This is a genomic window from Pseudomonas sp. AN-1 (genome assembly GCF_034057115.1).
In the GTDB taxonomy this organism is placed as follows: Bacteria; Pseudomonadota; Gammaproteobacteria; order Pseudomonadales; family Pseudomonadaceae; genus Geopseudomonas.
On the sequence record NZ_CP139195.1, the window covers coordinates 3,687,567 to 3,713,345 of the forward strand.

General features: G+C 67.0%; 21 protein-coding genes. 14 read left to right on the forward strand and 7 right to left on the reverse strand.

All coding sequences use genetic code 11. The features are described from left to right. Nucleotide 1: 1 nt before the first annotated feature. Nucleotides 2-4,048 carry a DUF6701 domain-containing protein gene (locus tag SK095_RS17480; protein ID WP_320546985.1) on the forward strand — a complete coding sequence of 1,349 codons (4,047 nt, stop codon included), beginning with the start codon at nt 2-4 and terminating at the stop codon, nt 4,046-4,048. Between the two features lie 264 nt (nt 4,049-4,312). Here SK095_RS17480 and SK095_RS17485 read toward each other — a convergent pair whose 3' ends face one another. The 4 genes from SK095_RS17485 to SK095_RS17500 form a co-directional block, all read right to left on the reverse strand. After that, nucleotides 4,313-5,506, reverse strand: a complete 1,194-nt coding sequence (locus SK095_RS17485; RefSeq protein ID WP_136491270.1) for a Bcr/CflA family multidrug efflux MFS transporter — start codon at nt 5,504-5,506, stop codon at nt 4,313-4,315. A gap of 67 nt (nt 5,507-5,573) precedes the next feature. Then, complete coding sequence (locus SK095_RS17490; protein WP_320546986.1) at nt 5,574-6,896, reverse strand: TRAP transporter large permease; 1,323 nt, start codon at nt 6,894-6,896, stop codon at nt 5,574-5,576. Then, a complete protein-coding gene (locus SK095_RS17495) occupies nt 6,893-7,420 on the reverse strand; it encodes a TRAP transporter small permease (RefSeq protein ID WP_201485779.1) in 528 nt (175 codons plus the stop codon). Before SK095_RS17495 ends, SK095_RS17490 begins: the two co-directional genes overlap by 4 nt. Nucleotides 7,421-7,428: 8 nt before the next feature. After that, nucleotides 7,429-8,451: a TRAP transporter substrate-binding protein gene (locus tag SK095_RS17500; protein ID WP_136489828.1), complete on the reverse strand. Its 1,023-nt coding sequence runs from the start codon at nt 8,449-8,451 to the stop codon at nt 7,429-7,431. 598 nt (nt 8,452-9,049) lie between these two features. Between SK095_RS17500 and SK095_RS17505 the strand changes: the two genes are divergently transcribed. Beyond that, nucleotides 9,050-10,336: an OprD family porin gene (locus SK095_RS17505; protein ID WP_320546987.1), complete on the forward strand. Its 1,287-nt coding sequence runs from the start codon at nt 9,050-9,052 to the stop codon at nt 10,334-10,336. Nucleotides 10,337-10,366: 30 nt separating this feature from the next. Here the strand turns inward: SK095_RS17505 and hpaA are convergent, their stop codons facing one another. Continuing rightward, nucleotides 10,367-11,305, reverse strand: a complete 939-nt coding sequence (hpaA, locus tag SK095_RS17510; RefSeq protein WP_320546988.1) for a 4-hydroxyphenylacetate catabolism regulatory protein HpaA — start codon at nt 11,303-11,305, stop codon at nt 10,367-10,369. Between the two features lie 203 nt (nt 11,306-11,508). Between hpaA and SK095_RS17515 the strand changes: the two genes are divergently transcribed. The 10 genes from SK095_RS17515 to SK095_RS17560 all read left to right on the forward strand — a co-directional run bounded on the left by SK095_RS17515 (nt 11,509) and on the right by SK095_RS17560 (nt 20,142). Further along, the gene (locus SK095_RS17515) at nt 11,509-12,258 is read left to right on the forward strand and encodes a fumarylacetoacetate hydrolase family protein (protein WP_320546989.1); all 750 of its coding nucleotides are present in this window, start codon (nt 11,509-11,511) and stop codon (nt 12,256-12,258) included. 11 nt (nt 12,259-12,269) lie between these two features. Beyond that, on the forward strand, nt 12,270-13,049 hold the full coding sequence (locus tag SK095_RS17520; protein ID WP_320546990.1) for a fumarylacetoacetate hydrolase family protein: 780 nt from the start codon (nt 12,270-12,272) through the stop codon (nt 13,047-13,049). 10 nt (nt 13,050-13,059) lie between these two features. Continuing rightward, nucleotides 13,060-14,520: a 5-carboxymethyl-2-hydroxymuconate semialdehyde dehydrogenase gene (gene hpaE / locus SK095_RS17525; RefSeq protein ID WP_136489823.1), complete on the forward strand. Its 1,461-nt coding sequence runs from the start codon at nt 13,060-13,062 to the stop codon at nt 14,518-14,520. 136 nt (nt 14,521-14,656) lie between these two features. After that, nucleotides 14,657-15,577 carry a 3,4-dihydroxyphenylacetate 2,3-dioxygenase gene (gene hpaD / locus SK095_RS17530; protein ID WP_320546991.1) on the forward strand — a complete coding sequence of 307 codons (921 nt, stop codon included), beginning with the start codon at nt 14,657-14,659 and terminating at the stop codon, nt 15,575-15,577. A gap of 11 nt (nt 15,578-15,588) precedes the next feature. Further along, a complete protein-coding gene (locus tag SK095_RS17535; protein WP_320546992.1) occupies nt 15,589-15,996 on the forward strand; it encodes a 5-carboxymethyl-2-hydroxymuconate isomerase in 408 nt (135 codons plus the stop codon). A 32-nt stretch (nt 15,997-16,028) separates the two neighbouring features. Further along, complete coding sequence (gene hpaH / locus SK095_RS17540) at nt 16,029-16,832, forward strand: 2-oxo-hept-4-ene-1,7-dioate hydratase (protein WP_090349862.1); 804 nt, start codon at nt 16,029-16,031, stop codon at nt 16,830-16,832. A gap of 10 nt (nt 16,833-16,842) precedes the next feature. Next, nucleotides 16,843-17,646: a 4-hydroxy-2-oxoheptanedioate aldolase gene (hpaI, locus tag SK095_RS17545; protein ID WP_136489820.1), complete on the forward strand. Its 804-nt coding sequence runs from the start codon at nt 16,843-16,845 to the stop codon at nt 17,644-17,646. A 21-nt stretch (nt 17,647-17,667) separates the two neighbouring features. Further along, nucleotides 17,668-19,122, forward strand: coding sequence for an NADP-dependent succinate-semialdehyde dehydrogenase (gene gabD, locus SK095_RS17550; RefSeq protein WP_136489819.1), 1,455 nt, complete (start codon nt 17,668-17,670; stop codon nt 19,120-19,122). A gap of 86 nt (nt 19,123-19,208) precedes the next feature. After that, on the forward strand, nt 19,209-19,664 hold the full coding sequence (hpaR, locus tag SK095_RS17555; RefSeq protein WP_136489818.1) for a homoprotocatechuate degradation operon regulator HpaR: 456 nt from the start codon (nt 19,209-19,211) through the stop codon (nt 19,662-19,664). A 46-nt stretch (nt 19,665-19,710) separates the two neighbouring features. After that, nucleotides 19,711-20,142, forward strand: a complete 432-nt coding sequence (locus SK095_RS17560; RefSeq protein WP_136489817.1) for a GlcG/HbpS family heme-binding protein — start codon at nt 19,711-19,713, stop codon at nt 20,140-20,142. A 136-nt stretch (nt 20,143-20,278) separates the two neighbouring features. Here the strand turns inward: SK095_RS17560 and SK095_RS17565 are convergent, their stop codons facing one another. Together SK095_RS17565 and SK095_RS17570 are read right to left on the reverse strand one after the other, a co-directional pair. After that, the gene (locus SK095_RS17565) at nt 20,279-22,054 is read right to left on the reverse strand and encodes a GspE/PulE family protein (protein ID WP_414153856.1); all 1,776 of its coding nucleotides are present in this window, start codon (nt 22,052-22,054) and stop codon (nt 20,279-20,281) included. A gap of 175 nt (nt 22,055-22,229) precedes the next feature. Then, nucleotides 22,230-23,591: an inorganic triphosphatase gene (locus SK095_RS17570; protein WP_320546994.1), complete on the reverse strand. Its 1,362-nt coding sequence runs from the start codon at nt 23,589-23,591 to the stop codon at nt 22,230-22,232. 113 nt (nt 23,592-23,704) lie between these two features. On the opposite strand from SK095_RS17570, the gene SK095_RS17575 reads away from it, so the two are divergent. Together SK095_RS17575 and SK095_RS17580 are read left to right on the forward strand one after the other, a co-directional pair. Next, nucleotides 23,705-24,382 carry a TIGR00153 family protein gene (locus SK095_RS17575; protein WP_320546995.1) on the forward strand — a complete coding sequence of 226 codons (678 nt, stop codon included), beginning with the start codon at nt 23,705-23,707 and terminating at the stop codon, nt 24,380-24,382. Between the two features lie 42 nt (nt 24,383-24,424). After that, nucleotides 24,425-25,690 carry an inorganic phosphate transporter gene (locus tag SK095_RS17580; RefSeq protein ID WP_320546996.1) on the forward strand — a complete coding sequence of 422 codons (1,266 nt, stop codon included), beginning with the start codon at nt 24,425-24,427 and terminating at the stop codon, nt 25,688-25,690. Nucleotides 25,691-25,779: the final 89 nt, after the last annotated feature.

Here is a 25,779-nt window from a genome sequence, read left to right on the forward strand (position 1 = left end):
CATGCAACGCGCGATGCTCGGCTGGCTTATTCTTCTGTTTCTACTGGTGGGGCGCGCGCAGGCGGAAACGTACACCATCAAGAACAATCTCAACAATATGCCGCCTTGTATAAATGGCACATGGGAGCACCCGTCAGGTAGCAGACTTTATACCTGCACCGGCCGTGTCCTATTGGCGAGTGGCGACATTCTCGATTCCAATCAAGACATAACGCTCAAGGCCAATAACGGCTTCCTGCTGAGTGGCAGTAATTCTATTGGTAGCAGTCAGAAGACGATTGCCCTAGTGTCGGATTATGGCGATATCACTGTGCTGGGGAACGGCAATACCTTCAGCAGTTCGGTAACCTCGAGCAGCGGTGCCATCAACCTGTCGGGCTCCACCGTTGCCGGCGATGTGCAGAGTACCAGTGGTGCCATCGCGATTTCCGCCAGTAGTTCGATTGCCGGCAATGTAACGGGGGGGGGCTCAGGAAGCTTCAGCAACAGCAGCGTGGGGGGCGATACGCAGATCGGGGGTAGTTTGACTGCCAGCGGCTCGATTTTCAGCGGCAATCTGTCCACCGACTGGGGTACGGTCAACCTGACGGGCGGCAGCGTGGGCGGTAATCTTCTGGCCGGTGGCAACATCACCACCAATGGCTCTTCGGTGACCGGCAGCCTGACCAGTACCAATGGTTCGGTCAACTTGACCGGCGGAACCATCGGCGGCCTGGTGAGAAGCGGCTGCTGTGTGGTCGCCACCAGCAACACGAACCTGCAGAATGGCGCACGCTCCGACTCCTCGGGGCTGTCGATCAGCGGTGGCTCGATCCAGGGTGACTTCTATTCGGCGGGCAATGCAGCCGTTTTCGAGTCGGTCACCATGACCTCGGGGGCGGTGTCCGGAGCCAGTACGGTCACCTTTACCGGCAGCACATTGGGCAGCACCAGCGCTTCGGTGACTGTGACCTCGGTCAGCGGAGCCGTGACGCTCAACGATACGACGGCCTATGGCAGCTTCACTGCGCCGAGTTATTCGACTATTTACGTCAACGGGAGTAGTCGCGTGACCGGGGTTTGCCTGCCCGGCTCGACACCGGCCAACGCCTGTCAGACCGTAACGACACCCACCTGCCTAGCCGACGACTTCAATCGCTCAGCCTTGGACCCCAGCAACTGGGCGGTAACCAGCCGCAACGGCAGTTTCGGGGTGCCGAGGATCGTCAACAACCGCCTGCGGCTCACCGACAACTCCGGCAATGTCGCCACAGGAGCCACCCTCCAGCGGCTGGTGCCCGCCTCGGCCAACTTCGTGCAGGTGCAGTTCAAGTACTACGCCTATGGCGGCAACGGCGCCGACGGGGTGGCAGTAGTGTTCTCCGACGCGACGCAGACACCGCAGCCGGGGGCCTACGGCGGCTCGTTGGGTTATGCCCAGAAGACCGGGATCGCCGGATTTGCCGGCGGCTGGCTGGGCGTGGCGCTGGACGAGTACGGCAACTTCTCCGCCGCTGCGGAGGGGCGGGTGGGGGGGGCATCTGGCTCCGGAACGGTGCGACTGCCCGACTCGGTTTCGGTGCGCGGTTCCGGCTCCGGCACGACGGGCTATCGTTATCTGGCGGGCACCGCGGCCAACCTCAGTCCGGGTATCGATTTCTCCGGAAATGGCGTGGGGCCGGGGGATACCTATCGCATCACGCTGGACAACACGGTTGCCGGCAAGGCCATGCTCAAGGTCGAGCGCAATACCGGAGCGGGCTTCACGACACTGGTTTCCTCGTTCGACGTGTTGGCCAGCAGCGGGCAGGCCGCTCTGCCGGCCAATTTCTATCTGACGTTCACGGGATCTACCGGCGGCTCGAACAATATCCACGAACTGGATGATCTGCAGGTGTGTGCGACGAGGATGGATCCGGTCGGCCAGCAGATCGATCACTACGAGTTCGTGCATGCCGGCAATGCGCTGACCTGCAATCCGCTGAGCGTCGAGGTGCGCGCCTGCCTGAATGCCGACTGCTCGCAGCGCCATACCGACCCGGTCAGCGTCACCCTGTCGCCGAGCGGCTGGGAGGGCGGCAGCAGCCGCACGTTCAGCGGCGGCACGCTGGTGGACAACCTGCGGGTCACCACGGCGCAGACGGTGACGCTGGGGGTGAGCAACTCCAGTCCGCCCTTGAAGGCACTGAGCCAGACGCTGTGCAAGGTCGGCGCGGCGCCGCTGTCGACCAACTGCAGCGTGGTCTTCGCCGACAGCGGCTTCATCTTCGATGTGCCGCCCCTGATGGCCAGGAAGGAGCAGACCGGCATCGCGCTGCAGGCGGTACGCAAGGACAACGCGACCCAGCGCTGCGTACCGGCCTTCGGCCCGGCCACCCGCACGCTGCAGTTCTCGAGCGGCCATGTCGATCCCGGCTCGGGCAGCATGCGGCCGTGGATCAACGACACGGAGATTCTGGCGTCACCGACGGCTCTGCCGCTCGTCTTCGACAATCAGGCCACGGCATGGCTGAAGGTGCGCTACGACGATGCCGGTCTGATGCAGCTGAATGCCCGCTTCGACGGCACGGGGCTGGAGAGCGGTCTGGTGATGACCGGCACCGACCAGTTCGTCAGCAAGCCCTACGGCCTGCATGTCTCCACGCCCGCCGATGCCAGTTGCACGGCGGCGGGCGTGGCGGGGTGCGGCCTGTTGCGTGCGGCGGGCGACGGCTTCCCGCTGAGCATTCGCGCGGTGGCCTGGCAGGCCGACGGCGAGGCGCTGACCGCCGCGGCGCTGAGCGACAACGAGGCAACGCCGAACTTCGAGCTGGCCAGCATCGGCCTGACTGGCACCCTGGTCGCGCCGACCCCAGCCGAGGGGGGGGTGGCAGGCTCCTTCTACCGGCACAATGCCGATGGCAGTCGAACAGTGCTCGCCAGCTACGATCATGTCCGGGGCGCCAGCACCGACCTGACGGTGAGCCAGGGCGAGGTCGGCATCTTCCAACTCACTGCAACGCCTGTGGCCGGCAGCTATCACGGGCAGACGGTCGGCGGCGGCACCAGCGCCCTGATCGGCCGCTTCACCCCGGCCTACCTCGGCGTGACCAGCTCGGCCAGCCTGGCCCCGGCCTGCGGTGCCTTCAGCTACCAGGGCCAGCTCATCGGCTTCGCCGGCGGCCAGCCGCAGATCGCGGTGACCGGCTTCAACCGCCAGGGCGGGGTAACCCGCAACTACGACCGCGGGGCATTCTGGCGCCTGGCGCCGCCGCAGCGTCAGCCCTACAGCCTGATCGCGGCGGGCAGGCCGGATCTGGCCGCGCGGCTGCAGAGCCTGGGCGATGCGGAGTCGCTGGCTATCGTCGACAGTGGCGCGGCGGACGGCCGCCGTGCCTTCGACTGGCGGGCCGATGGCGTGCGCCCGGCCGATGCGCTGCGCTGGCAACTGCCGTCGCCGCCTTCGGACGAGGACCTGCCGTTGGTGCTGACCGCCGCGGGGGAACATGTCCGGCTCGGGGTCGAGGCCAGCGAACTGAGGGATCTCGACCTCATCTGCTACCGCGGTAGTGGTGGGAGTGCGGCGGCCTGCCAGGACTTCGAGCATGCCTTCGGCGGCACCGAGCTGCGCCTGGGCCGCCTGCGCCTCGACGCGGCCAGCGGCCCGCAGAACCAGGCGCTGGACCTGCCCTACTGGCTGGAGAGCTGGCAGAGCCAGGGCAGCAGCAGCGTCTGGGGCGAGACCCTGGGGGACACTTGTTCCACGCCGGCAGCGTTGGGGCAGGTGGTGCTGTCCGGCTTCAGCGGCGGCCTGCAGGCCAGCGATTTCCCGACGCCTCCCGGCAGTCTGGAGGCGCCGCCGGTTGCCACGCCGACGCCGAGCGGAGTGGTTCGCCTGCCGGCGCCCAACAAGTCGGGCAGCGTGCTGGCGACGCTGTCCGGTCTGAACGGCGCCTCGCCGGCGCTGCCCTGGCTGTGGTTCGACTGGAACGGCGACGGCACGCCGGAGGCGGCCTCGGCACGGGCGACCTTCGGCGTACAGGCCGTGCAGCGTGCGCTGATCTTCCGTCGCGAGCTCTATCGCCAGTAGCCGAGCGGCACGCTTTTGGTGCGAAGGGCACAACGGTCGTGCGTCAGGGCGGGTTTTGGCGTCAATCCGACACCCGGGGCGCTGCCGCCAGGCCGGCGGGCGACCGGGAGAAACCGCCCTGCAGGTGCAAAAAAGCCCCGGATCGCGCTGCGATCCGGGGCTTCGTGCATAAAAGGGGGAATCCCCGGCCTGCCTGTACCGTGGTCCCCGAAACTGGACACCTTACCTGATGCAGGTGGCGTGCCAATTTCGGGGGAATGCCTCTCAGGCGGCTGCGCGCTCCGGCATCCGGGTGAGCAGCAGGGCCAGCAGGCAGCCGACGCCGGTGGCGCCGACGATCAGGCTCATCGGCAGCGGGCTGCCATCGTGCAGGGCGCTGACCAGGGCGCTGCAGGCGGTGCCGAGGCCGAACTGGCCCGCCACGGCCAGGCCGGCGGCGGCGCCGGCCTGCTTCGGGAAGCGCGCCAGCAGGCTGGCCACGCTGTTGGCGCCGAGCAGGCCGGTGACGCTGACGTAGAGCAGCAGGCAGGCGACGATGGCGGTCAGGCCGCCGATGCCGCTGGCGCCGAGGATCGCCAGGCCCAGGCCGGAGAGGGCGGCGATGCTGGCGCCGAACACCAGCATGCGCTGCGGGCCGAGGCGGCCGACCAGGCGCGCGTTGAGCAGGGTGAAGACGATGATGCCGCCGACGTTCAGGCTGAACAGCCAGCCGTAGTGCTGCGGCGATACGCCGAAGTACTGGATGTAGACGAACGGCGAAGCGGTGATGAAAGCGAACATGCCGCCGAACGACAGGCCCATGCACAGGATGTAGCCGAGCGCCTGCGGCTGCAGGGCGATGTGGCCGTAGGCGCGGAAGGCGGCGGCGAGCGAGGTGCCGCGCCTGTCGGCCGGGTGGGTCTCGGGAATCTTCCAGGCCACGGCCAGCAGGCACAGCCCGGCGAAGACCATCAGCACCACGAACAGCGAGCGCCAGCCGGCGATCAGGATCAGGTAGCCGCCGATCAGTGGGGCGATCAGGGTGGCGAACATGGTCACCAGGTGCATCAGCGACAGCACCCGGGCGGCGTCCTTGAGCGGGAACAGGTCGCGCACGATGGTGCGCGCCAGCACCGAGGCGCCGGCGCCGCCGAGCGCCTGCAGCACGCGCCAGAACACCAGCTGTTCGGCCTCGGCGGCGAGGGTGCAGCCGAGGCTGGCCAGCACGTACAGGGCGATGCCGCCGAGCAGCAGCCTGCGCCGGCCGAAGCGGTCGGACAGCGGGCCGTAGAGCAGCATGCCGGCGCACAGGCCGGCGAGGAACACGCTGATGGTCAGCTGGATCTGCGCCTCGGGTGCGCCGAGATCCGCGGCGATCAGCGGCAGACTCGGCAGGTACATGTCGATCGACAGCGGGCCGAAGGCCACCAGCGCGGCCAGCAGGACGATCAGGCGTTGGGGGTTGGCGACGGCGACCATGCAATCTCCAGTAAGTCGCGAGGGGGAAATGAACAAGGCCGCCCGGAGGCGGCCTTGGGGGTACAGCTTACAGACTGAGCAGGCACAGGGTGATGGCGGGGAACAGCGCCAGCAGGATGATGCGCAGGATGTCCGAGGCGAGGAAGGGGATCACGCCCTTGGCGGTCTCGGTCAGCGGCACGTCGCCGGCGGCGCGCTGGACGATGAACAGGTTCATCCCCAAGGGTGGCGTCACCAGGCCGATCTCCACCACCATCAGGGCGAGGATACCGAACCAGATCGACTTCTCGGTGGCGTCCAGGCCGAAGAAGTCCAGGCCCATGATCACCGGGTAGAAGATCGGGATGGTCAGCAGGATCATCGCCAGCGAGTCCATCACGCAGCCGAGCAGCAGGTAGAGGACGAGGATCGCCGCCAGTACCAGCATCGGCGCCAGGCCGCTGTTCTTCACCCACTCGGCCAGCTCGTTGGGCATTTGGGTCAGCGCCAGGCCCGAGTTGAGCAGGTCGGCGCCGAGCAGCACGAGGAAGATCATCGCGGTGGTCTCGGCAGTGCCGAGCAGGCTGGTGCGGATGCCTTCCCAGCGCATGCCGCCCTGGATCACGGCGAGGATGCCGCAGGCCGCGGCGCCGATCGAGGCTGCCTCGGTGGGGTTGGCCCAGCCGCCGTAGATGCCGACGATCACCACCAGGAACACGCCAACCACCGGCAGCACGCTGACGAAGGCCTTGACGCGTTCGCTGGTCGGCGCCTTGGGGATGCTGTCGGCGGTGTCGCTGTCGCGGGCGACCATGATGCGCAGCACGATCATGTAGCCGATCACCGCGATGATGCCAGGGATCACCGCCGCGACGAACAGCTTGGCGATGGACTCCTGGGTCAGCACGGCGTAGATGATCAGCGGCACCGACGGCGGGATGAGGATGCCCAGGGTACCGCCGCAGGCCACGGTGGCGGTGGCCAGGCGACCCGAGTAGTGGTGACGGCGCAGTTCGGGCAGGGCCACATGGCTCATGGTCGCCGCGGTGGCCAGCGAGGAGCCGCAGATGGCGCCGAAGCCGGCGCAGGCGCCGATGGCCGACATGCCCAGACCGCCTTTCCAGTGGCCGATGAAGGCCGCGGCGCAGCGGAAGATGGCGCGCGACAGGCCGCCGTGGGTGGCGAACTGGCCCATCAGCACGAACAGCGGGATCACCGCCAGGTCGTAGTTGGACAGCCGCGAGTAGGCCAGGTTGTTGAGGGTGAACAGCAGCGAGGACAGGTCGCCGTCGTTGACCGCCCAGAAGCAGGCGGCGCCGCCGATCAGCATGGTGATGCCGATGTGCACGCGCAGGGCCAGCAGGGTGAGGGTGATGGCCAGGGCAATCAGGCCGAGACTCAGACCGCTCATGCGCGACCTCCACGGAACATGTCGATGATGCGGGCCAGCGAGCACAGCGCCAGCAGGACCAGGCTGGGCACGATGCACATCAGCGGGATCCACAGCGGGATCGACAGCAGGGTGGAGACGTCGCCGTACTCCATGTTGTCGAACATCTGCAGGCCGGTGCGCCAGGCCAGGATCAGCGCGGCGACCAGGCACAGCAGGTGGGCGAAGCCGTCCAGGGTGCGCTGCACCAGCGGGGAAGCCTTCATGGTGAAGGCGTCGACCTTGATGTGTGTGCCACGCAGCTCGCACAGCGGCAGGAAGGCGGCGATGGCGATGGAGGCGCCGATTTCCATCAGCTCGATGTCGCCGCGGATCGGCGTATTGAACAGCTTGCGGCCGATGATCGAGATCAGCGACATGTTGATGAGCAGCAGCAGGACCAGACCGCCGCCCAGGGCGAAGCCCTGGGCGACGTAATGCAGAACACGGCGGAAGACGCCGTGTTCTGCGGTCAGGCCGCTCTCGAAGGACAGCGACTCATTCATTTTGTGTATTACCGAGTAGCGGAGGACAGGTTGCGTGCGCCTTCCACGAGCGCCTTGCCGTCGATTCCGTTCTCGCTTGCATCCTTGGCCCAGACATCGGCGACGCCGGCAGCGGCGTCCTGCATGGCCTTGTAGGCGTCTGCGTCGATGGCCACGCGGCTTTCGGCCGGAGCGGCGTTGCGGGCGGCATCCATCGCCTTGTCCCAGGCGGTGGCGAAGCGGTCGTTCAGCGCCGGGCCGCTGTTGCGGTCGATGATTTCCTGCAGGTCCTTGGGCAGGCTGTCGAACTTCTTCTGGTTCATCAGCATGGTCAGCACGGTGTAGCCGATGGCGTGCTGGCCTTCCGGTGCGACGCTGTGGAACTCGGTAACTTCGTCGAGCTTGGTGGCCGGAACCACTTCCCAGGAGGCCAGGGCGCCGTCGACCACGCCCTTGGAGATGGCTTCGGTCATCTGCGCCGGCGGCATGCTCACCGGAGTGGCGCCGAGGGCTTCCACGGTCTTGGCCGCGGTGCGGCTGGAGGCGCGCAGTTTCAGGCCCTTGAGGTCCTCGAGGGTCTTCACCGCCTTGCCGCGGGTGTGCAGGTCCATGCCGCCGTCGCCGAACACGGAGAGCACCTTGTAGCCCTTGAAGTCGTCCTTGGCGTACTGCTCGTAGAACTTCCAGATGATGTCGTTACCGGCCTTGCCGCCGTAGGGCAGCATGAACGGCAGTTCGAGAACCTCGACGCGCGGGAACTTGCCGGCGGAGTAGGCCGGGGCGGTCCAGACGATGTCGGCCACGCCGTTGCGCGCCATGTCGGCCAGCTTGGCGGGGGTGCCGCCCAGCTGCATCGACGGGTACAACTGGCACTTCAGGCGGTCATTGGACTCCTGGCGCAGCTGTTCGCACCACGGCTCGATGATGTTGACCTGGGCGTTGGAGGTGGACGGCAGGAAGTGGCCGACCTTCAGGGTGTAGCTGTCGGCGGCCTGGGCAGCAGAGGCGGCGCCGATGGCGGCAGCGAGGGCAACGAGTTTCAAGGTTCTCATGGGATACTCCCGTGTTTTTGTTGTCCCCAGATTAGTAACATGTTAATCGAATGATTGCATCAAAAATCTGCTGGGCATTCGACGGATGCTTACGGGCTCTGGGTGACGGATGGCTCAGGTGAAGTGCCGGTGCCGCGCGTGCATGCCTCGTAGGTCCGGGAAAGCGTAGCCGAGCCTGCTGGCATGCGCCTCTCCGCGAGGCACGAACAGTCGTTTCATCTGCGGCGCCCGCGGTTGCTGCCTCCGCCAGGGAGGTGGATGGCATGGCCGGGGCCATGTGGTGACCGTTCGCGGGCGCGTTTCGTTAACAAGTTAACGCTGCAATCGTGTGACAGCCGGGGTGGAGCGTCAAGCCATCCGAAAGGAGGGGGGAGGGGGGGATTGTTGTTGTGAAAATTCCGTTCATGCTTGACTTGACGGTTATTTCGCGGTTTTTAGAAGCGGAAGTTCGTTAGGGTGTCGCCCATCGCCGATCGAGAATTTGGTTGTTAACATCTTAATCGGATGGTAAAAGGCGCGTCCGGTTCGCCAGGAAGCTGCCAGCCTGGCGGACGAAACTTCGATTGATCGAATAAGTCCCCGTGGAGACAAAAAAACAATGATCAGGACCTCTCAGCGCTCGAAACTGGCCCTTGGCATCCTCGCTGCCGCCATGGCCGTCCCTGCCGTATCCCAGGCTGCTTTGGTCGAAGACAGCAAGGCGAGCCTCGAGCTGCGCAACATGTATCTGAACCGTGATTTCCGTGACGAAACCACTGGTACTCCGGCCAATCCGCGTTCCTACGGCGAGCTTTGGGGGCAGGGCTTCATCGCCAAGTTCGAGTCCGGCTATACCGACGGTGTCGTCGGCGTGGGTGTCGATGCTCTGGGCCTGGTTGGCGTCAAGCTGGACTCCGGTGCTGGTCGTCGCGACGGCAACATGATGGCCCTCGAAACCGACGGCGCCCCCGTCGACAACAGCTCGCAGCTGGGTCTGACCGCCAAGGCGCGCATCTCCAAGTCGACCCTGCATGTCGGTACCCTGCAGCCGCTGCTGCCGGTCGTGCTGTACAACAATACCCGCCTGCTGCCGGGCACCTACACCGGTGGCCTGATCACCTCCCAGGAAGTCACCGGTCTGACCCTGCATGCTGCACGCCTGACCGAGTACAGCCTGCGTGACTCGACCGATCGTGAAGACTTCGAGGACTCGACCGCGACTCTCACTGACAAGATCGATCACTTCGATCTGGCCGGTGGTTCCTATGCGTTCAATCCGCAGCTGACCGCCAGTTACTACTACGGTCGCTATGACACCCAGTACAAGCAGCACTTCGGTGGCCTGGTGCACAAGCTGCCGCTGGGCGATGGCATCAGCCTGACCAGCGATCTGCGCTACTTCCAGACCGACTACGACGCACCGGGTGCCGCGAAGCTGGATGACAACAAGTTCGTCAACGGCATGTTCACCCTGGCCGTCGGTGCCCACAAGTTCGGTGCCGGCTTCCAGAACATGTCGGGCGACGGCGTTCTCGGCCTGATCGCCGGTGCCGACCCGTACAGCACCAACCTGTCCACCTACTGGACCTTCAACCGCGAGGATGAAGATGCCTGGCAGGTTCGCTACGACTACGACTTCGCCTCGCTGGGTGTTCCGGGTCTGGCTTTCATGACTCGCTATGTCAGCGGTTACAACATTGAGCAGCCCTCCGGCTCCGGTCAGAACGATGGCAAAGAGTGGGAGCGCGATACCGATATCGTGTACACCCTGCAGGATGGCAGCCTGAAGGGCCTGCGCTTCCATCTGCGCAACGTCACCTATCGTTCGGGTGGTGTTGCGGCAGTCAACGCTCGCGACGTCGACGAAAACCGCGTGATCGTCAGCTACACCCTGCCGCTGCTCTAACCCGCACCCGGTAGTCCGAAAGGCCCGCCCTCACCGGCGGGCCTTTTCGTTTCCGGCGCCTGCCTCCTCGCGTTCGCCCTCGCGGCTGCGGTATTCGCTGGGGGTCATGCCCGCCTCGCGACTGAAGAAGCGGGTGAAGTAGGCCGGATCCTTGAAGCCGAGCTGGTAGCCGATCTCGTTGACCGAGCTGGCGGTGAACAGCAGCAGGCGCCGCGCTTCCTGCATCAGCCGCTCGTGGACCAGGCGCTTGGACGGCAGGTCGGCGATGCGCCGGCAGATGTCGTTGAGGCGCGCCTCGGTGACGCCCATCGCCTCGGCGTAGCGCGACAGCGGCCAGTGCTTGCGATAGTGGTCCTCGATCAGCGCGTTGAAGCGGTGGAAGATCTGCAGGTTGTCGTGGCGCACGTGCTGGTTCTTCACCGGCTCGGCGGCCAGGCGCAGCAGGGTGATGAAGATCAGCTGGGTCAGCGCGTGCAGGCTGGCCTGGCGCGCCACCCGGTGCTGGGCGAACTCCTCGGCGAGCATGGCGAACAGGCGGTCGAGGCGCTCGATCTCGCCGGCGTAGCTGGCGTCCAGCGAGCCGAGTGCCACGCAGGTCGGCGACACCAGGCGCGGCTCGCCCGACTGGCTCAGATGCGCCTCGAGCAGCGGCCAGACCAGCTGCTGGCGCACGGTCAGAACATGGCCTTCACTATCCGGATGAGTGACGAAGGCATGCGGGATGGTCGGCGGGGTGAGGAAGAACAGCGGGGCGCTTTCGCTGTACTGCCGGTCGTCGAGATAGACCCGCGCCGCGCCGCTGGTCACGTAGTGGACCTGGAAGAAGCGGTCGTGGCGGTGCACCGGCATGTTGCGGCCGAAGAAGTCGGCCAGCTTGCCGAGGGCCTCGTAGTGCACGTCCTCGTCGGCATATCTTTGGTCGTAGACCTGGCCGATGTTGATGTTCGGAATGGGCTCGTGTTCCCGCATGATCCGCGGCCTCCCGCCTGTTCTGGGCTGTTTTTCATGATACCGCGCCGTGACCGGGCGATGCCGAGGGACTTGACCACGATTAACATGTTAATTATAAAGTTCACATGTTAACTGGCCGTCGCGCGACGGTGGTCATGGTGAGTGCCGGGTCCTGTCCGCAGGGGCCGGTTTATCCAACTGGTCTGTGGAGAAGAGCTGGCATGCGCCGAGCGATGATTGAAGTGGACGGCAAGGTCCTCGAGGCGACGGTCGACGACAACGGTCAACCGTCCGTGAATGGCCAGGCCGTCAAGCCTGACGCCTGGAAAGCCCCGTTCAGCGGCACCGTGTTCGGCATCGCGCTGAACTACCAGGGCCTGCTGGACAGCAAGATTGCCGAGTTCAACCAGGATCCGTACAAGACCCCGCCGAAGACCCCGGTGCTGTACATCAAGACCCCGAACACCGTGGTCGGCCACGAAGGCAGCATCGTCTTCCCGGCCGGCGTCGACGCCATCCAGGCCGGCCCGGCGCTGGGCGTGGTGATCGGCAAGCGCGCCAGCCGCGTGTCCGAAGCCGAAGCCATGGACTACGTCGGCGGCTACACCGCGGTCAATGAAGTCACCCTGCCGGAAGTCAGCTTCTACCGCCCGGCGGTCAAGGCCAAGTGCCGCGACACCTTCTGCCCGGTCGGTCCGGTGGTGGTCGATGCCGCCGACATCAAAGATCCGCACGCACTGGAGATCAGGCTGCTGGTCAACGGCGAAGTCCGCCAGCAGAACAGCACCGCCAACTTCGTGCGTTCGATCCCCGAGCTGATCAGCTTCCTCAGCCAGTTCATGACCTTCGAGCCGGGTGACCTGATCATCACCGGCGTGCCGGAAGGTCGCGTCGACATCGCCGTCGGCGACAAGGTCGAAGTCGAAATCGCCGGCGTTGGCCGCCTCAGCAACACCGTGGTCGCGGAATAAGGAGCCGGAACATGAAACACGCACGCATCCGTTACCAGGGCGAAGTCCACAACGTCGCCGTCGAAGACGACAACGCCGTCCGTCTGGCCGATGGCACCCTGCTGGCCGAAGACCAGGTCGAGTGGCTGCCGCCGGCCACCGGCAGCATGTTCGCCCTCGGTCTGAACTACGCCGACCACGCCGCCGAGCTGGCGTTCAAGGCGCCGACCGAGCCGCTGGTGTTCATCAAGGCGCCGAACACCTACACCGGCCACCGCCAGATCACCTGGCGTCCGGACAACGTCGCCTACATGCACTACGAGTGCGAGCTGGTGGCGGTGATCGGCAAGACCGCGCGCAACGTCAAGCGCGAGGACGCCCTGGACTACGTCGCCGGCTACACCGTCTGCAACGACTACGCCATCCGCGACTACCTGGAGAACTACTACCGGCCGAACCTGCGGGTGAAGAACCGCGACTGCACCACTCCGGTCGGCCCGTACATCATCGACCGCAGCCAGATCGCCGATCCGCAGAACCTCAAGCTGCGCACCTGGATCAACGGCGAGCTGCGCCAGGAAGGCTCCACCAAGGACATGATCTTCGACATCCCGTTCCTGATCGAATACCTGTCCGCGTTCATGACCCTGCAGCCGGGCGACATGATCGCCACCGGCACTCCGGAAGGCCTGGCCGACGTGGTCCCGGGCGACGAAGTGGTCGTGGAAGTGGAGGGCGTCGGTCGCCTCGTCAACACCATCGTCAGCGAAGCCGATTTCTTCGCTGCCAAGAATGCCGCAGTAGCCAAGTGAGGGTTAAGCAATGATCAAGCATTGGATCAACGGCCGTGAGGTCGAGAGCAAAGAAGTCTTCGAGAACCTGAACCCGGCTACCGGCGAAGTGATCTGCGAAGTGGCCAGCGGCGGCGCCGAGGAAATCGCCCAGGCCGTGGCTGCGGCCAAGGAAGCCTTCCCGAAGTGGGCCAACACCCCGGCCAAGGAACGCGCCCGCCTGATGCGCAAGCTGGGTGAGCTGATCGACCAGAACGTGCCGAAGCTGGCCGAGCTGGAGACCCTGGACACCGGTCTGCCGATCCACCAGACCAAGAACGTGCTGATCCCGCGCGCCTCGCACAACTTCGAGTTCTTCGCCGAGGTCTGCACCAACATGAACGGTCACACCTACCCGGTGGACGACCAGATGCTCAACTACACCCTGTACCAGCCGGTCGGCGTGTGTGGCCTGGTGTCGCCGTGGAACGTGCCGTTCATGACCGCCACCTGGAAGACCGCGCCGTGCCTGGCGCTGGGCAACACCGCGGTGCTGAAGATGTCCGAGCTGTCGCCGCTGACCGCCAACGAGCTGGGCCGCCTGGCCCTGGAGGCCGGCATCCCGGCCGGCGTGCTCAACGTGGTGCAGGGCTACGGCGCCACCGCCGGCGACGCCCTGGTCCGCCACAACGACGTGCGCGCCATCTCCTTCACCGGCGGCACCGCCACCGGCAAGAAGATCATGGAAACCGCCGGCCTGAAGAAGTACTCCATGGAACTGGGCGGCAAGTCGCCGGTGCTGATCTTCGACGACGCCGATCTGGATCGCGCCCTCGACGCCGCGCTGTTCACCATCTTCTCGCTGAACGGCGAGCGCTGCACCGCAGGCTCGCGGATCTTCATCCAGGAAACCGTCTACGACAAGTTCGTCGCCGAGTTCGCCGCCCGCGCCAAGCGCCTGATCGTCGGCGATCCGCAGGATCCGAAGACCCAGGTCGGCTCGATGATCACCAAGGCGCACTACGACAAGGTGACCGGCTACATCAAGATCGGCATGGAAGAGGGCGCCAACCTGGTCGCCGGTGGCCTGGAGCGTCCGGCCAACCTGCCGGCCCACCTGGCCAAGGGCAACTTCATCCAGCCGACCGTGTTCGCCGACGTCGACAACCGCATGCGCATCGCCCAGGAAGAGATCTTCGGCCCGGTGGTCTGCCTGCTCAAGTTCAAGGACGAGGCCGAGGCCCTGCGCCTGGCCAACGACGTCGAGTACGGCCTGGCCTCCTACATCTGGACCCAGGACATCGGCAAGGCCCACCGCTTGGCCCGCGGCATCGAGGCCGGCATGGTGTTCATCAACAGCCAGAACGTGCGCGACCTGCGTCAGCCGTTCGGCGGCGTGAAGGCCTCGGGTACCGGTCGCGAAGGCGGCGAGTACAGCTTCGAGGTGTTCGCCGAGATCAAGAACGTGTGCATCTCCATGGGCAGCCACCACATCCCGCGCTGGGGCGTCTGAGGCAGCCACTAGCGACCGTCTGACGGTCGCCCGCGTCGGAACGGGCAGCTCCCCTCGGGGACTGCCCGTTTTCGGCCATGCACCCCCGAATCATCGCCGCGTGCGCCGCGCGCATGAGGCCGCAAGGAGAATCGTCATGGGCAAACTTGCTCTGGCTGCCAAGATCACCCACGTTCCCTCCATGTACCTGTCCGAGCTGCCCGGCCCGCGCCAGGGCTTCCGCAAGGCGGCCATCGACGGCCACATCGAGATCGCCCGCCGCTGCCGCGAGCTGAACGTGGACACCATCGTGGTGTTCGACACCCACTGGCTGGTCAACGCCAACTACCACATCAACTGCGGTCCGCACTTCAAGGGCCTGTACACCAGCAACGAGCTGCCGCACTTCATCAGCAACATGGAGTACGAGTTCCCCGGCAACCCGGAGCTGGGCCGCCTGCTGGCCGCCGAGGCCAACCGCCTGGGCGTGGAGACCATGGCCCACGACGCCACCACCCTGGCGCCGGAGTACGGCACCCTGGTGCCGATGCGCTATATGAACGCCGACCAGCACTTCAAGGTGGTCTCGGTTTCGGCGCTGTGCACCTCCCACTATCTGGCCGACAGCGCCCGTCTGGGCTGGGCCATGCGCAAGGCGGTGGAAGAGCACTACGACGGCACCGTGGCCTTCCTCGCCAGCGGCTCGCTGTCGCACCGCTTCGCGCAGAACGGCCAGGCGCCGGAATTCGCCACCAAGATCTGGAGCCCGTTCCTCGAGACCCTCGACCACCGCGTCATCCAGATGTGGGAGGAGGGCGACTGGGAAACCTTCTGCGCCATGCTGCCGGAGTACGCGGTCAAGGGTCACGGCGAAGGCTTCATGCACGACACCGCGATGCTGATGGGCGCCCTCGGCTGGAGCAAGTACGACGCCAAGGCCGAGGTGATCACCCCGTACTTCGCCGCCTCCGGCACCGGGCAGATCAACGCCGTGTTCCCGGTCACCCCGCAGGACGGCTCGACCATCCCGGCGGCGCAGGCCTCCAACCCGGACTTCATCGCCGCCAGCCGCCTGTAAGGAGCGCTGCCATGCCCCATCTGGTCCTCTACTACAGCCCCGACCTCGAACGCGATGTCGACGTCGGTTCCCTGTGCCGCGAGCTGGCCGACTGCATGCTCGAGCAGCGCGACGAGAACGGCCGCCAGGTGTTCCCCACCGGCGGCACCCGCGTGCTGGCCTACCCGGCGGCGCACGCGGCGATCGCCGACGGCAAGGGCGACTACGGCTTCTTCTACGCCAACCTGCGCATGGGCTGCGGCCGCAGCGCGGCGGTGCATAAGCAGGTCGGCGACAGCCTGCTGGCGGTGCTGCGCGCGCGCCTCGACGGCCTGCTGGCCCAGCGCCCGATCGGCGTGACCCTGCAGATCGACGAAAGCAGCGCGCAGGTCTATGACGCCAAGCACAGCACCCTGCACCCGCTGTTCACCAAGAATTGAAAGCTCCAAGAATCGAGAGTTCCGAGGTCTTCATGTTTGACGCCCAACTGATCCAGCAAGCTGCCGAGCGCCTCGACACCGCCGAGCGTACCGGCGAGCAGATCCGCCAGTTCTCCCTGGAGAACCCGGACATGACCATCGCCGACGCCTACGCCATCCAGCGCGCCTGGGTCGAGAAGAAGATCGCCGGCGGCCGCAAGATGATCGGCCACAAGATCGGCCTGACCTCGCGCGCCATGCAGGTGTCCTCCAACATCACCGAGCCGGACCACGGCGTGCTGCTCGACGACATGCAGTTCGAGGAAGGCTCCGACATCCCGATGAGCCGCTTCATCGTGCCGCGCGTCGAGGTCGAGCTGGCGTTCATCCTCGGCAAGCCGCTGAGCGGCCCGAACTGCACCATCTTCGACGTGCTGGACGCCACCGAGTACGTGATCCCGGCGCTGGAGATCATCGACGCGCGCATCCACAACGTCGATCCGGAGACCGGCATCACCCGCAAGGTGTTCGACACCATCTCCGACAACGCCGCCAACGCCGGCATCGTCCTCGGTGGCCGCGCCATCCGTCCGCACGACGTCGACCTGCGCCGCGTGCCGGCGATCCTCTACCGCAACGGCGTGATCGAGGAGTCCGGCGTGTCCGCCGCGGTGCTCAACCACCCGGCCAAGGGCGTGGCCTGGCTGGCCAACAAGCTGGCGCCCTACGGCGTGAGCCTGGAGCCGGGGCAGATCATCCTCGGCGGCTCGTTCACCCGCCCGGTGGCGGCCAAGGCCGGCGACACCTTCCATGTCGACTATGACATGCTGGGTTCCATCTCCTGCCGCTTCGTCTGAGGAACCCGTCATGCAGATGCCCGTCAACACCTTCAAGCAGCGCCTGAGCGCCGAACAGCAGATCGGCCTGTGGGTCGGCCTGGCCGATCCGTACTGCGCGGAGCTGGCGGCCAACGCCGGTTTCGACTGGCTGCTGCTCGACGGCGAGCACGCGCCCAACGACCTGCGCGGCCTGCTCGGCCAGCTGCAGGCGGTGGCCCCGTATCCGAGCCAGGCGGTGATCCGTCCGCCGATCGGCGATTCGGTGGTCATCAAGCAGCTGCTCGACATCGGCGCGCAGACCCTGCTGGTGCCGATGGTCGAGTCGGCCGAGCAGGCTGCCGAGCTGGTGCGCGCCATGCACTACCCGCCCAAGGGCATCCGCGGCGTCGGCGCCGCCCTGGCGCGCGCCTCGCGCTGGAACAACATCGCCACCTACCTGGCCGAGGCCGACGAGCAGATGTGCCTGCTGGTCCAGGTGGAAAGCCTCAAGGGCCTGGAGAACCTCGACGCCATCGCCGCGGTCGAGGGCGTCGACGGCGTGTTCATCGGTCCGGCCGACCTGTCGGCGGCCATGGGCCACCGCGGCAACCCGGGCCATCCGGAGGTGCAGGCCGCCATCGAGGGTGCCATCGCGCGCATCCGCGCCGCCGGCAAGGCCGCCGGCATCCTCAGCGCCGACGAGAAGCTGGCACGCCGCTACCTGGAGCTGGGCTGCGCCTTCGTCGCCGTGGGCGTCGACACCAGCCTCTTGATGCGCTCGCTCAAGGCCCTGGCCGCCAACTTCAAGGGTACTGCACCGGCGCCGGCCGCGCCCGGCAGCAGCGTCTACTGACTTCCTTTCGAGAGATTCGCCATGCAACTGACCGATAGCACCCTGCTGCGCACCCAGGCCTTCATTGGCGGGGAGTGGGTCGACGCCGACGACGGCGCCACCTTCGCGGTGACCAACCCGGCCGACCTGTCGCCGATCTGCAACGTCGCCTCCGTGGGCGCCGTGGAAACCGAGCGCGCCATCGCCGCCGCCGAAGCCGCCCTGCCGGCCTGGCGCGCCAAGACCGCCAAGGAGCGCTCGGCGCTGCTGCGCAAGTGGTTCGAGCTGATGATGGCCAACCAGGAAGACCTGGCCCGCCTGCTCAGCTGGGAACAGGGCAAGCCGCTGACCGAGAGCCGCGGCGAGATCGCCTACGGCGCCAGCTTCATCGAGTGGTTCGCCGAGGAAGCCAAGCGCATCTACGGCGACGTGATCCCCCACGACAAGCAGGGCCGCCGCCTGGTGGTGATCAAGCAGCCGATCGGCGTGGTCGCCGCGATCACCCCGTGGAACTTCCCCAACGCGATGATCACCCGCAAGGCCGGCCCGGCGCTGGCCGCCGGCTGCACCATCGTCATCAAGCCGGCCTCGGAAACCCCGCTGTCGGCGCTGGCCCTGGCCGAACTGGCCAGCCGTGCCGGCATCCCGGCCGGCGTGGTCAACGTGGTCACCGGCAACGCCCGCGCCATCGGCGGCGAGCTGACCCGCAACCCGAGCGTGCGCAAGCTGTCGTTCACCGGCTCCACCGGCATCGGCAAGATGCTGATGGCGCAGTGCGCCGACACCATGAAGAAGGTCAGCATGGAGCTGGGCGGCAACGCGCCGTTCATCGTCTTCGACGACGCCGATCTGGACGCCGCGGTGGCCGGCGCCATGGCCTCCAAGTACCGCAACAGCGGCCAGACCTGCGTGTGCACCAACCGCATCCTGGTGCAGGACGGCGTGTACGACGAGTTCGCCAAGCGTCTGGTGGCCGCGGTCAACGCGCTCAAGGTCGCCCCGGCCCACGAGGCCGGCGCCGAGCAGGGCCCGCTGATCAACGCCAAGGCGGTGGCCAAGGTCGAGGAGCACATCGCCGACGCCGTTGCCAAGGGCGCCAAGGTGCTGGCCGGCGGCAAGCCGCACGCACTGGGCGGCAGCTTCTTCGAGCCGACCGTGCTCGGCGAGGTGACCCCGGCGATGCTGGTGGCGCGCGACGAGACCTTCGGCCCGCTGGCGCCGATCTTCCGCTTCAAGACCGAAGCCGAAGCCATCGCCATGGCCAACGACACCGAGTTCGGCCTGGCCTCCTACGTCTACACCCGCGACCTGGGCCGCGCCTGGCGGGTCAGCGAGGCGCTGGAGTACGGCATGGTCGGCGTCAACGAGGGTATCATCTCCACCGAGATCGCCCCGTTCGGCGGCATCAAGGAGTCCGGCACCGGTCGCGAAGGCTCCAAGTACGGCATCGACGACTATGTCGAGATGAAGTACATGTGCCTGGGCATCGGTAACTGAGAGCCCGTTCGCCTTCTGTGGTAAAACATGGCGCCGCTCCGGATGGAGCGGCGTCGTGTCGTTTTTGTAGGAACATCATGGCCGCCATGCCCAAACAAGATCCGTCCCTGACCCTGGCCCTGCTGCAGGCGCGCGAAGCGGCGATGAGCTTCTTCCGCCCGCTGCTCAACCAGCATGACCTCACCGAACAGCAGTGGCGGGTGATCCGCATCCTCAGCCAGTACCCGCACGGCGAACTGGAAAGCCACCAGCTGGCGGAGATGGCCTGCATCCTGCGTCCGAGCATGACCGGCGTGCTGGTGCGCCTGGAGCGCGACGGCCTGGTGCGCCGCTGGAAGCCGGTCAACGACCAGCGCCGCCTGTGCGTCAGCCTGACCCCCAAGGGCAGCGCGCTGTTCGAGGAAATGAGCGGCGAGATGGCCCGCCAGTACAAGGAAATCCAGCGCCAGTTCGGCCCGGAGAACTTCCAGACCCTGATGCGCCTGCTCCAGGAACTGGCGAGGATCGAGCCCGGCGCGCCCAACGGGCGCAAGAGCGCCTGACGCTATACCGACTCCCGACAACAACAAGCCGAATCCGAGGTGTCCGATGCTGCGCAACCAACCGTCCCTGTCCCTCGACCTGGCCCTGCTGGCCATGCCCGCCGCGCTCGCCGAGGCGCGCCGCCTGGGCGTGCGCGTCAGCCTGTCGATCGTCGACGCCAGCGGCCAGCTGCTCAACCTGGCGCACATGGACGGCGCGCCGGCGCCGAGCCGCGATATCGCCCATGACAAGGCCTGGACCGCCGCCGGCTTCGGCCTGGCCACCAGCGCCTGGGAAGAGCGCCTGGCCAGCATGCCGCCCAGCGTGCGCGACGGCCTGCTGCAGCGTCCGCGCCTGGCCATGTTCGGCGGCGGCGTGCCGGTGAAGGTCGACGGGGTGGTGGTCGGCGCCATCGGCGTGTCCGGCGCCACCGCGGCGCAGGACGAGCAGTGCGCCCAGGCCGGCGTCGCGGTGATCCTCGCCGCGCTCAAGCAGTAATTCCGCGTAGGCGTAGGTCGGGTCAGGCCTCCGGCCGTAACCCGACATGGATGCCGCAGGCATCCCCATCACCCGGGTCCGATGGCCGGCCTGTCGGCCGGCACGTCGGGTTACGCCGCGTTGCGGCTAACCCGACCTACCGCTGATCGCTCTGCGGCGTGACCCGCAGCACTTCCTCGACGGTGGTCTGCCCGCTGGCGACCTTCTGCGCGCCGGACAGGCGCAGGCTGCGCATGCCCTCCTTGAACGCCTGGCGGCGCAGCGCGGCGAGGTCGGTGTCGGCGTGGATCTGCTGCCTCAGGCCGTCGCTCATCAGCATGATCTCGTAGACCCCGGCGCGGCCGCGGTAGCCGGTGTCGCGGCATTCGTTGCAGCCCACCGCGCGCATGGCGCCGCCCGGCAGTGGCGCGCTCCACGGCCGGGTCAGCTCCTGCCAGTCGGCGTCGTCGAGCGTGTGCGGCGCCTTGCAGTGCGGGCACAGGGTGCGCACCAGGCGCTGGGCCATCACGCCGAGGATGGTGGCCTTGAGCAGGTAGTGCGGCACGCCCAGCTCGAGCAGGCGGCTGATCGCGCTGGGCGCGTCGTTGGTGTGCAGGGTGGACAGCACCAGATGGCCGGTCAGCGCCGCCTGGATGGCCATCTCGGCGGTCTCCAGGTCGCGGATCTCGCCGACCATGATGATGTCCGGGTCCTGGCGCATCAGCGCGCGCACGCCGCTGGCGAAGGTCAGCTCGATGTTGTGCTGCACCTGCATCTGGTTGAACGCCGGCTCGATCATCTCGATCGGGTCCTCGATGGTGCAGACGTTCACCTCCTCGGTCGCCAGCTGCTTGAGGGTGGTGTACAGGGTGGTGGTCTTGCCCGAGCCGGTCGGCCCGGTGACCAGGATGATGCCGTTGGGCTGCGCGGTCATGCTCTGCCAGCGGCGCAGGTCGTCGGCGGAGAAGCCGAGCTTGTCGAAGCCCTTGAGCAGCACCTCGGGGTCGAAGATGCGCATCACCAGCTTCTCGCCGAAGGCGGTGGGCAGGGTGGAGAGGCGCAGCTCGATCTCGCCGCCGTCGGGGGACTTGGTCTTCACCCGGCCGTCCTGCGGCTTGCGCTTCTCCGCCACGTTCATCCGCCCGAGGCTCTTCAGGCGGCTGACGATGGCCATGATCACCTGCGGCGGGAACTGGTAGACGTTGTGCAGCACGCCGTCGATGCGAAAGCGCACGGTGCCCTGCTCGCGGCGCGGCTCGATGTGGATGTCGCTGGCGCGCTGCTGGAAGGCGTACTGGAACAGCCAGTCGACGATGGTGACGATGTGCGCGTCGTTGGCGTCCGGCTCGCCGTCCGCCGCGCCCAGATTGAGCAGCTGCTCGAAGTTGCCGACCCCGCTGATCTTCTGCTCGGAGGCCGAGGCGCCGCTGACCGAGCGCGCCAGGCGGTAGAACTCCTGGGTGAAGCGCTGCAGGTCCGCCGGGTTGGCCACCACGCGGCGGATGCTGCGCTTGAGCACGTGGGTGAGGTTGGCCTCCCAGCTGGTGACGAACGGCTGGGCGCTGGCGATGGTCACGCTCTCGCTGTCCACCGCCACGGCGAGGATCCGGTGGCGCTGGGCGAAGGCGTGCGACATCAGCGGGGTGACCGCGGCGACGTCGATCTTCAGCGGGTCGATGCGCAGGTAGGGCTGCCCGGCGTACTCGGCCAGCCACTGGGTCAGACTCTCCAGGTCGAGCTTGCGTCCCGGTCGGGCGCGGTCGTCGAGCTGCTGGGCGGCGAGGAACTCCAGCGGGTGCTGCTGGGTGTTGAGGCTGCTGCGGCGGATGGCCAGGCACTGCTCGGCCTCCGCCTGGTCGATGCGCCCCCGCTGGATCAGTTCGCGCAGCAGGTCGTTGAGGTCGAGCCAGCGGTCCTGGACGGGCGTGGTCATGGCGGTCATCGGATTCCTCGGGCGGGCAGCTGGAGCAGGGCGCCAGCATGCCGGGAAACGCCAGGGCTGTCGCCGGGGTGGATCATGTTTCGGGTGATCGACCTTGCCGTAGGGCGCCCTGCGCACCCGCGCACGGTGGGTGGTGCGCGCGGCGCCCCCTACGGGTGTCGGAGCCTTACTTCAGGGCCTTCCAGCCCCTGAGCATCCACAGGGTCTGCACCTGCGCGGCGCGCGCCTGCAGCACTTCCTCGTCGGCCGGGCGGTTGGCCAGCTCGACCAGCTTGTGCAGCTCGCCGTACAGGCGGTCGGCCTCGGGGATGTCCAGCACGCCGCGGGCCGGACGCAGCCAGGCGGCCATGCGCTCCAGGCGCGGCAACTGTTCGGTCAGGTCGTAGGGCTGGCGCTGGTAGCGCTCCAGCGGCAGGGCGGCGATCTCCTCGCCCAGCTGGCGGGCCAGCCAGCGGCCGAAGGCGGCGGCGCCGGCACGCTGGCCGCGCTCGTTGCGCTGCTCGGTCCAGGCGCGGCTGAGCAGCCAGCGCGAGGCCTGCAGCGAGAACAGCCCCCAGCGCGTCTGCCCGAGTTCCTCGGCGAACTGCTCGGGAGCGGCCTGGCGCACGGCGTCGTCGTCCTGGCCGGCCTGCACGTGCGGGCGCCAGTCCTCGAGCAGGGCATCCAGCGCTTCGCGCAGCTCGCGCGAGCTGGCGCGCGGCGCGGCCTGGCCGAGGCTGCCGAGCAGGGCGCGCAGGTCGATGAGCTGCTGCAGCCACTGCTCCAGCAGCTTCCAGTGGCCGTTGAAGCGGTACTGCTCGGCCAGCCGCTGGCTGTTGCCCAGCAGTTGCCAGGCCAGCGCGGCGAAGGCGTCGTCCAGCGTCATGGCCGCGTCGAGCGCCGGCTCCGGCAGGCTGACGCTGTAGCAGGCCGGGTCGAACAGCCGGTAGCCGCGCTCGGCCTTGCTGATGTCGCAGGGCATCAGCGGCAGGGTGGCGGCCAGTTCGGCGGCCAGCTCCAGCAGCGCGGCGGGGTCGCCCTCGCGCAGCTCCAGCTCCAGCTCGCAGATTTCCTCTTCCTGCTTGCCGGCGATCACCTTGCCCAGATCCAGCGCAGCCTCGATCACCACCTTGGCCTTGCCGCGGCCCCAGGCGATCTCGGCCCGGTCGCGGACGAAGTCGGTGGTGAAGATCGGCTTGAGGCTCTTCTTGTCCAGCCCGGCCAGCTCGGCCGGCCAGCACTCGTCGGTCAGCTTCTTCAGGTCCAGCCTGGCCTTGTCCAGGTACCAGTCCCACTCGTTGCGCTCGGACAGCCCGGCGACGCTCTGGCCGCGGCTCTTCAGGGTCTGGATGTGCTGCTCGCCGTCGCGGCGCAGGCGCAGGGCGACGCGGGCGCGGGCCAGGTCGCGCTCGGGGGTGTCGAAGTACTGGTTGAACAGCTCGGCGTGCTGCCAGCCGCTCTTGTTGCGCTTCTTCAGCAGCGGGTGCTCGCGCAGGGCGGCGAGGGTGGCGCGACTGGCGCGCAGCTTGATTTCGGTTTCTTTGACCATGACGGACGGGGTCCTGCCTTATCAGACAACTGTTACAGCGAAATGATGGCGTGCTGGCGGGGGTGATGGCGGCGGATTTATAATCAGGGTCCTTTTCAACAGGGTTTTACCCCATGCCGATCAATCCCTTCGTCAGCCTGTTCGGGCGTTCCCCCATCGGGCCGATGCAGCAGCACATTGCCAAGGCACATGAGTGTGCTGCGAATCTCCTGCCCTTCTTCCAGGCCGTCGTCGCCGAGGACTGGCCGCGGGTGGAGCAGATTCAGCAGGAGATGTCGCGACTGGAGCAGGAAGCCGACAAGCTCAAGAAGAGCGTGCGCATCCATCTGCCGAAAAGCCTGTTCCTGCCGGTGCCGCGCTCGGACCTGCTCGAGCTGCTCAGTGTACAGGACAAAGTGGCCAACCGCGCCAAGGACATCGCCGGCCTGATGCTGGGTCGCCAGATGACCATCCCGGCGGCGCTGCAGCCGCTGATGCTGGCCTACGTGCAGCGCACCGTCGACGCCAGCGCCCAGGCGCTGAAGGCGATGAACGAGCTGGACGAGCTGCTCGAGACCGGCTTCGCCGGCCGCGAGGCGACCCTGGTGGAAAACATGGTCGAGGAGCTTGAGGTCATCGAGCAGGATACCGACCGCCTGCAGATCGAGGTGCGCCGCACCCTGTTCACGCTGGAGAAGGACCTGCCGCCGGTCGACGTGATGTTCCTCTACCAGATCATCGAGTGGATCGGTGACGTGGCCGACCGCGCCGAGCGCGTCGGCAATCGTCTGGAGCAACTGCTGGCGCGCTAAGGGCGCCAGCGTTCTTTCTGATATCTCAACGAGAAATCATTTATGTCTCTCATCACGGATTACGGGTTCGTACTCCTCGTGCTCGCCTGCGCCTTCGGTTTCTTCATGGCCTGGGGTGTCGGCGCCAACGACGTGGCCAACGCCATGGGCACTTCGGTCGGCTCCCGCGCGCTGACCATCAAACAGGCGATCCTGATCGCCATGGTCTTCGAGTTCTGCGGCGCCTACCTGGCCGGCGGCGAGGTGACCGAGACCATCAAGAACGGCATCGTCGACGCGACGGTGATCACCCCCGACCTGATGGTGCTGGGCATGATGTCGGCGCTGCTGGCGGCCGGCACCTGGCTGATGGTGGCCACCGCCAAGGGCTGGCCGGTGTCCACCACCCACTCGATCATCGGTGCGGTGATCGGCTTCGCCGCGGTCGGCGTGTCGATGGACGCGGTGCAGTGGAGCGCCATCGGCCCGATCGTCGCCAGCTGGGTGGTCACCCCGTTCCTCTCCGGCCTGGTCGCCTTCGGCCTGTTCATGAGCGTGCAGAAACTGATCATCGACACCGACGAGCCGTTCCGCAACGCCAAGCGCTTCGTGCCGGTCTACATGTTCCTCACCGGCTTCATGGTCGCGCTGATGACCGTGACCAAGGGCCTCAAGCACGTCGGCCTGCACCTGTCCGGCAACCAGGGCATCCTGCTGGCGCTGGGCATCGGCGTGCTGGTGATGCTGCTCGGCATGGCCATCCTCAGCCGCATCCAGGTGGATGGCGAGGCGGACAAGGGCTTCCACTATGCCAGCGTGGAGAAGGTGTTCGCCGTGCTGATGGTGTTCACCGCCTGCTCGATGGCCTTCGCCCACGGCGCCAACGACGTGGCCAACGCGGTCGGTCCGCTGGCCGGGATCGTCGGCGTGATCCAGTCCGGCGGCGCGGCGGACATCGCCGCCAAGTCGGCGGTTCCGGGCTGGGTGCTGCTGCTCGGTGCGATCGGCATCGTGGTCGGCCTGGCCACCTACGGCTACAAGGTGATCGCCACCATCGGCAAGGAAATCACCGAGCTGACCCCCAGCCGCGGCTTCGCCGCCGAGCTGGCCACCGCCTCCACCGTGGTCGGCGCCTCGGCCATCGGCCTGCCGGTGTCCACCACCCACACCCTGGTCGGCGCCGTGCTGGGCATCGGCCTGGCCCGCGGCATCGGCGCGCTGAACCTCGGCGTGATCGGGCGGATCTTCATGTCGTGGATCATCACCCTGCCGGCCGGCGCCATCCTGGCGATCCTGTTCTTCGAGATCCTCCAGGCGATCTTCGCCTGATCCGGCCGCCGCGCCTGCCCGTGCGGGCGCGGCGGTTTCCCCCTCGGCCCGCGCGGCCTATCATGCAAGGCACTGTTTCCGGAGTGCCG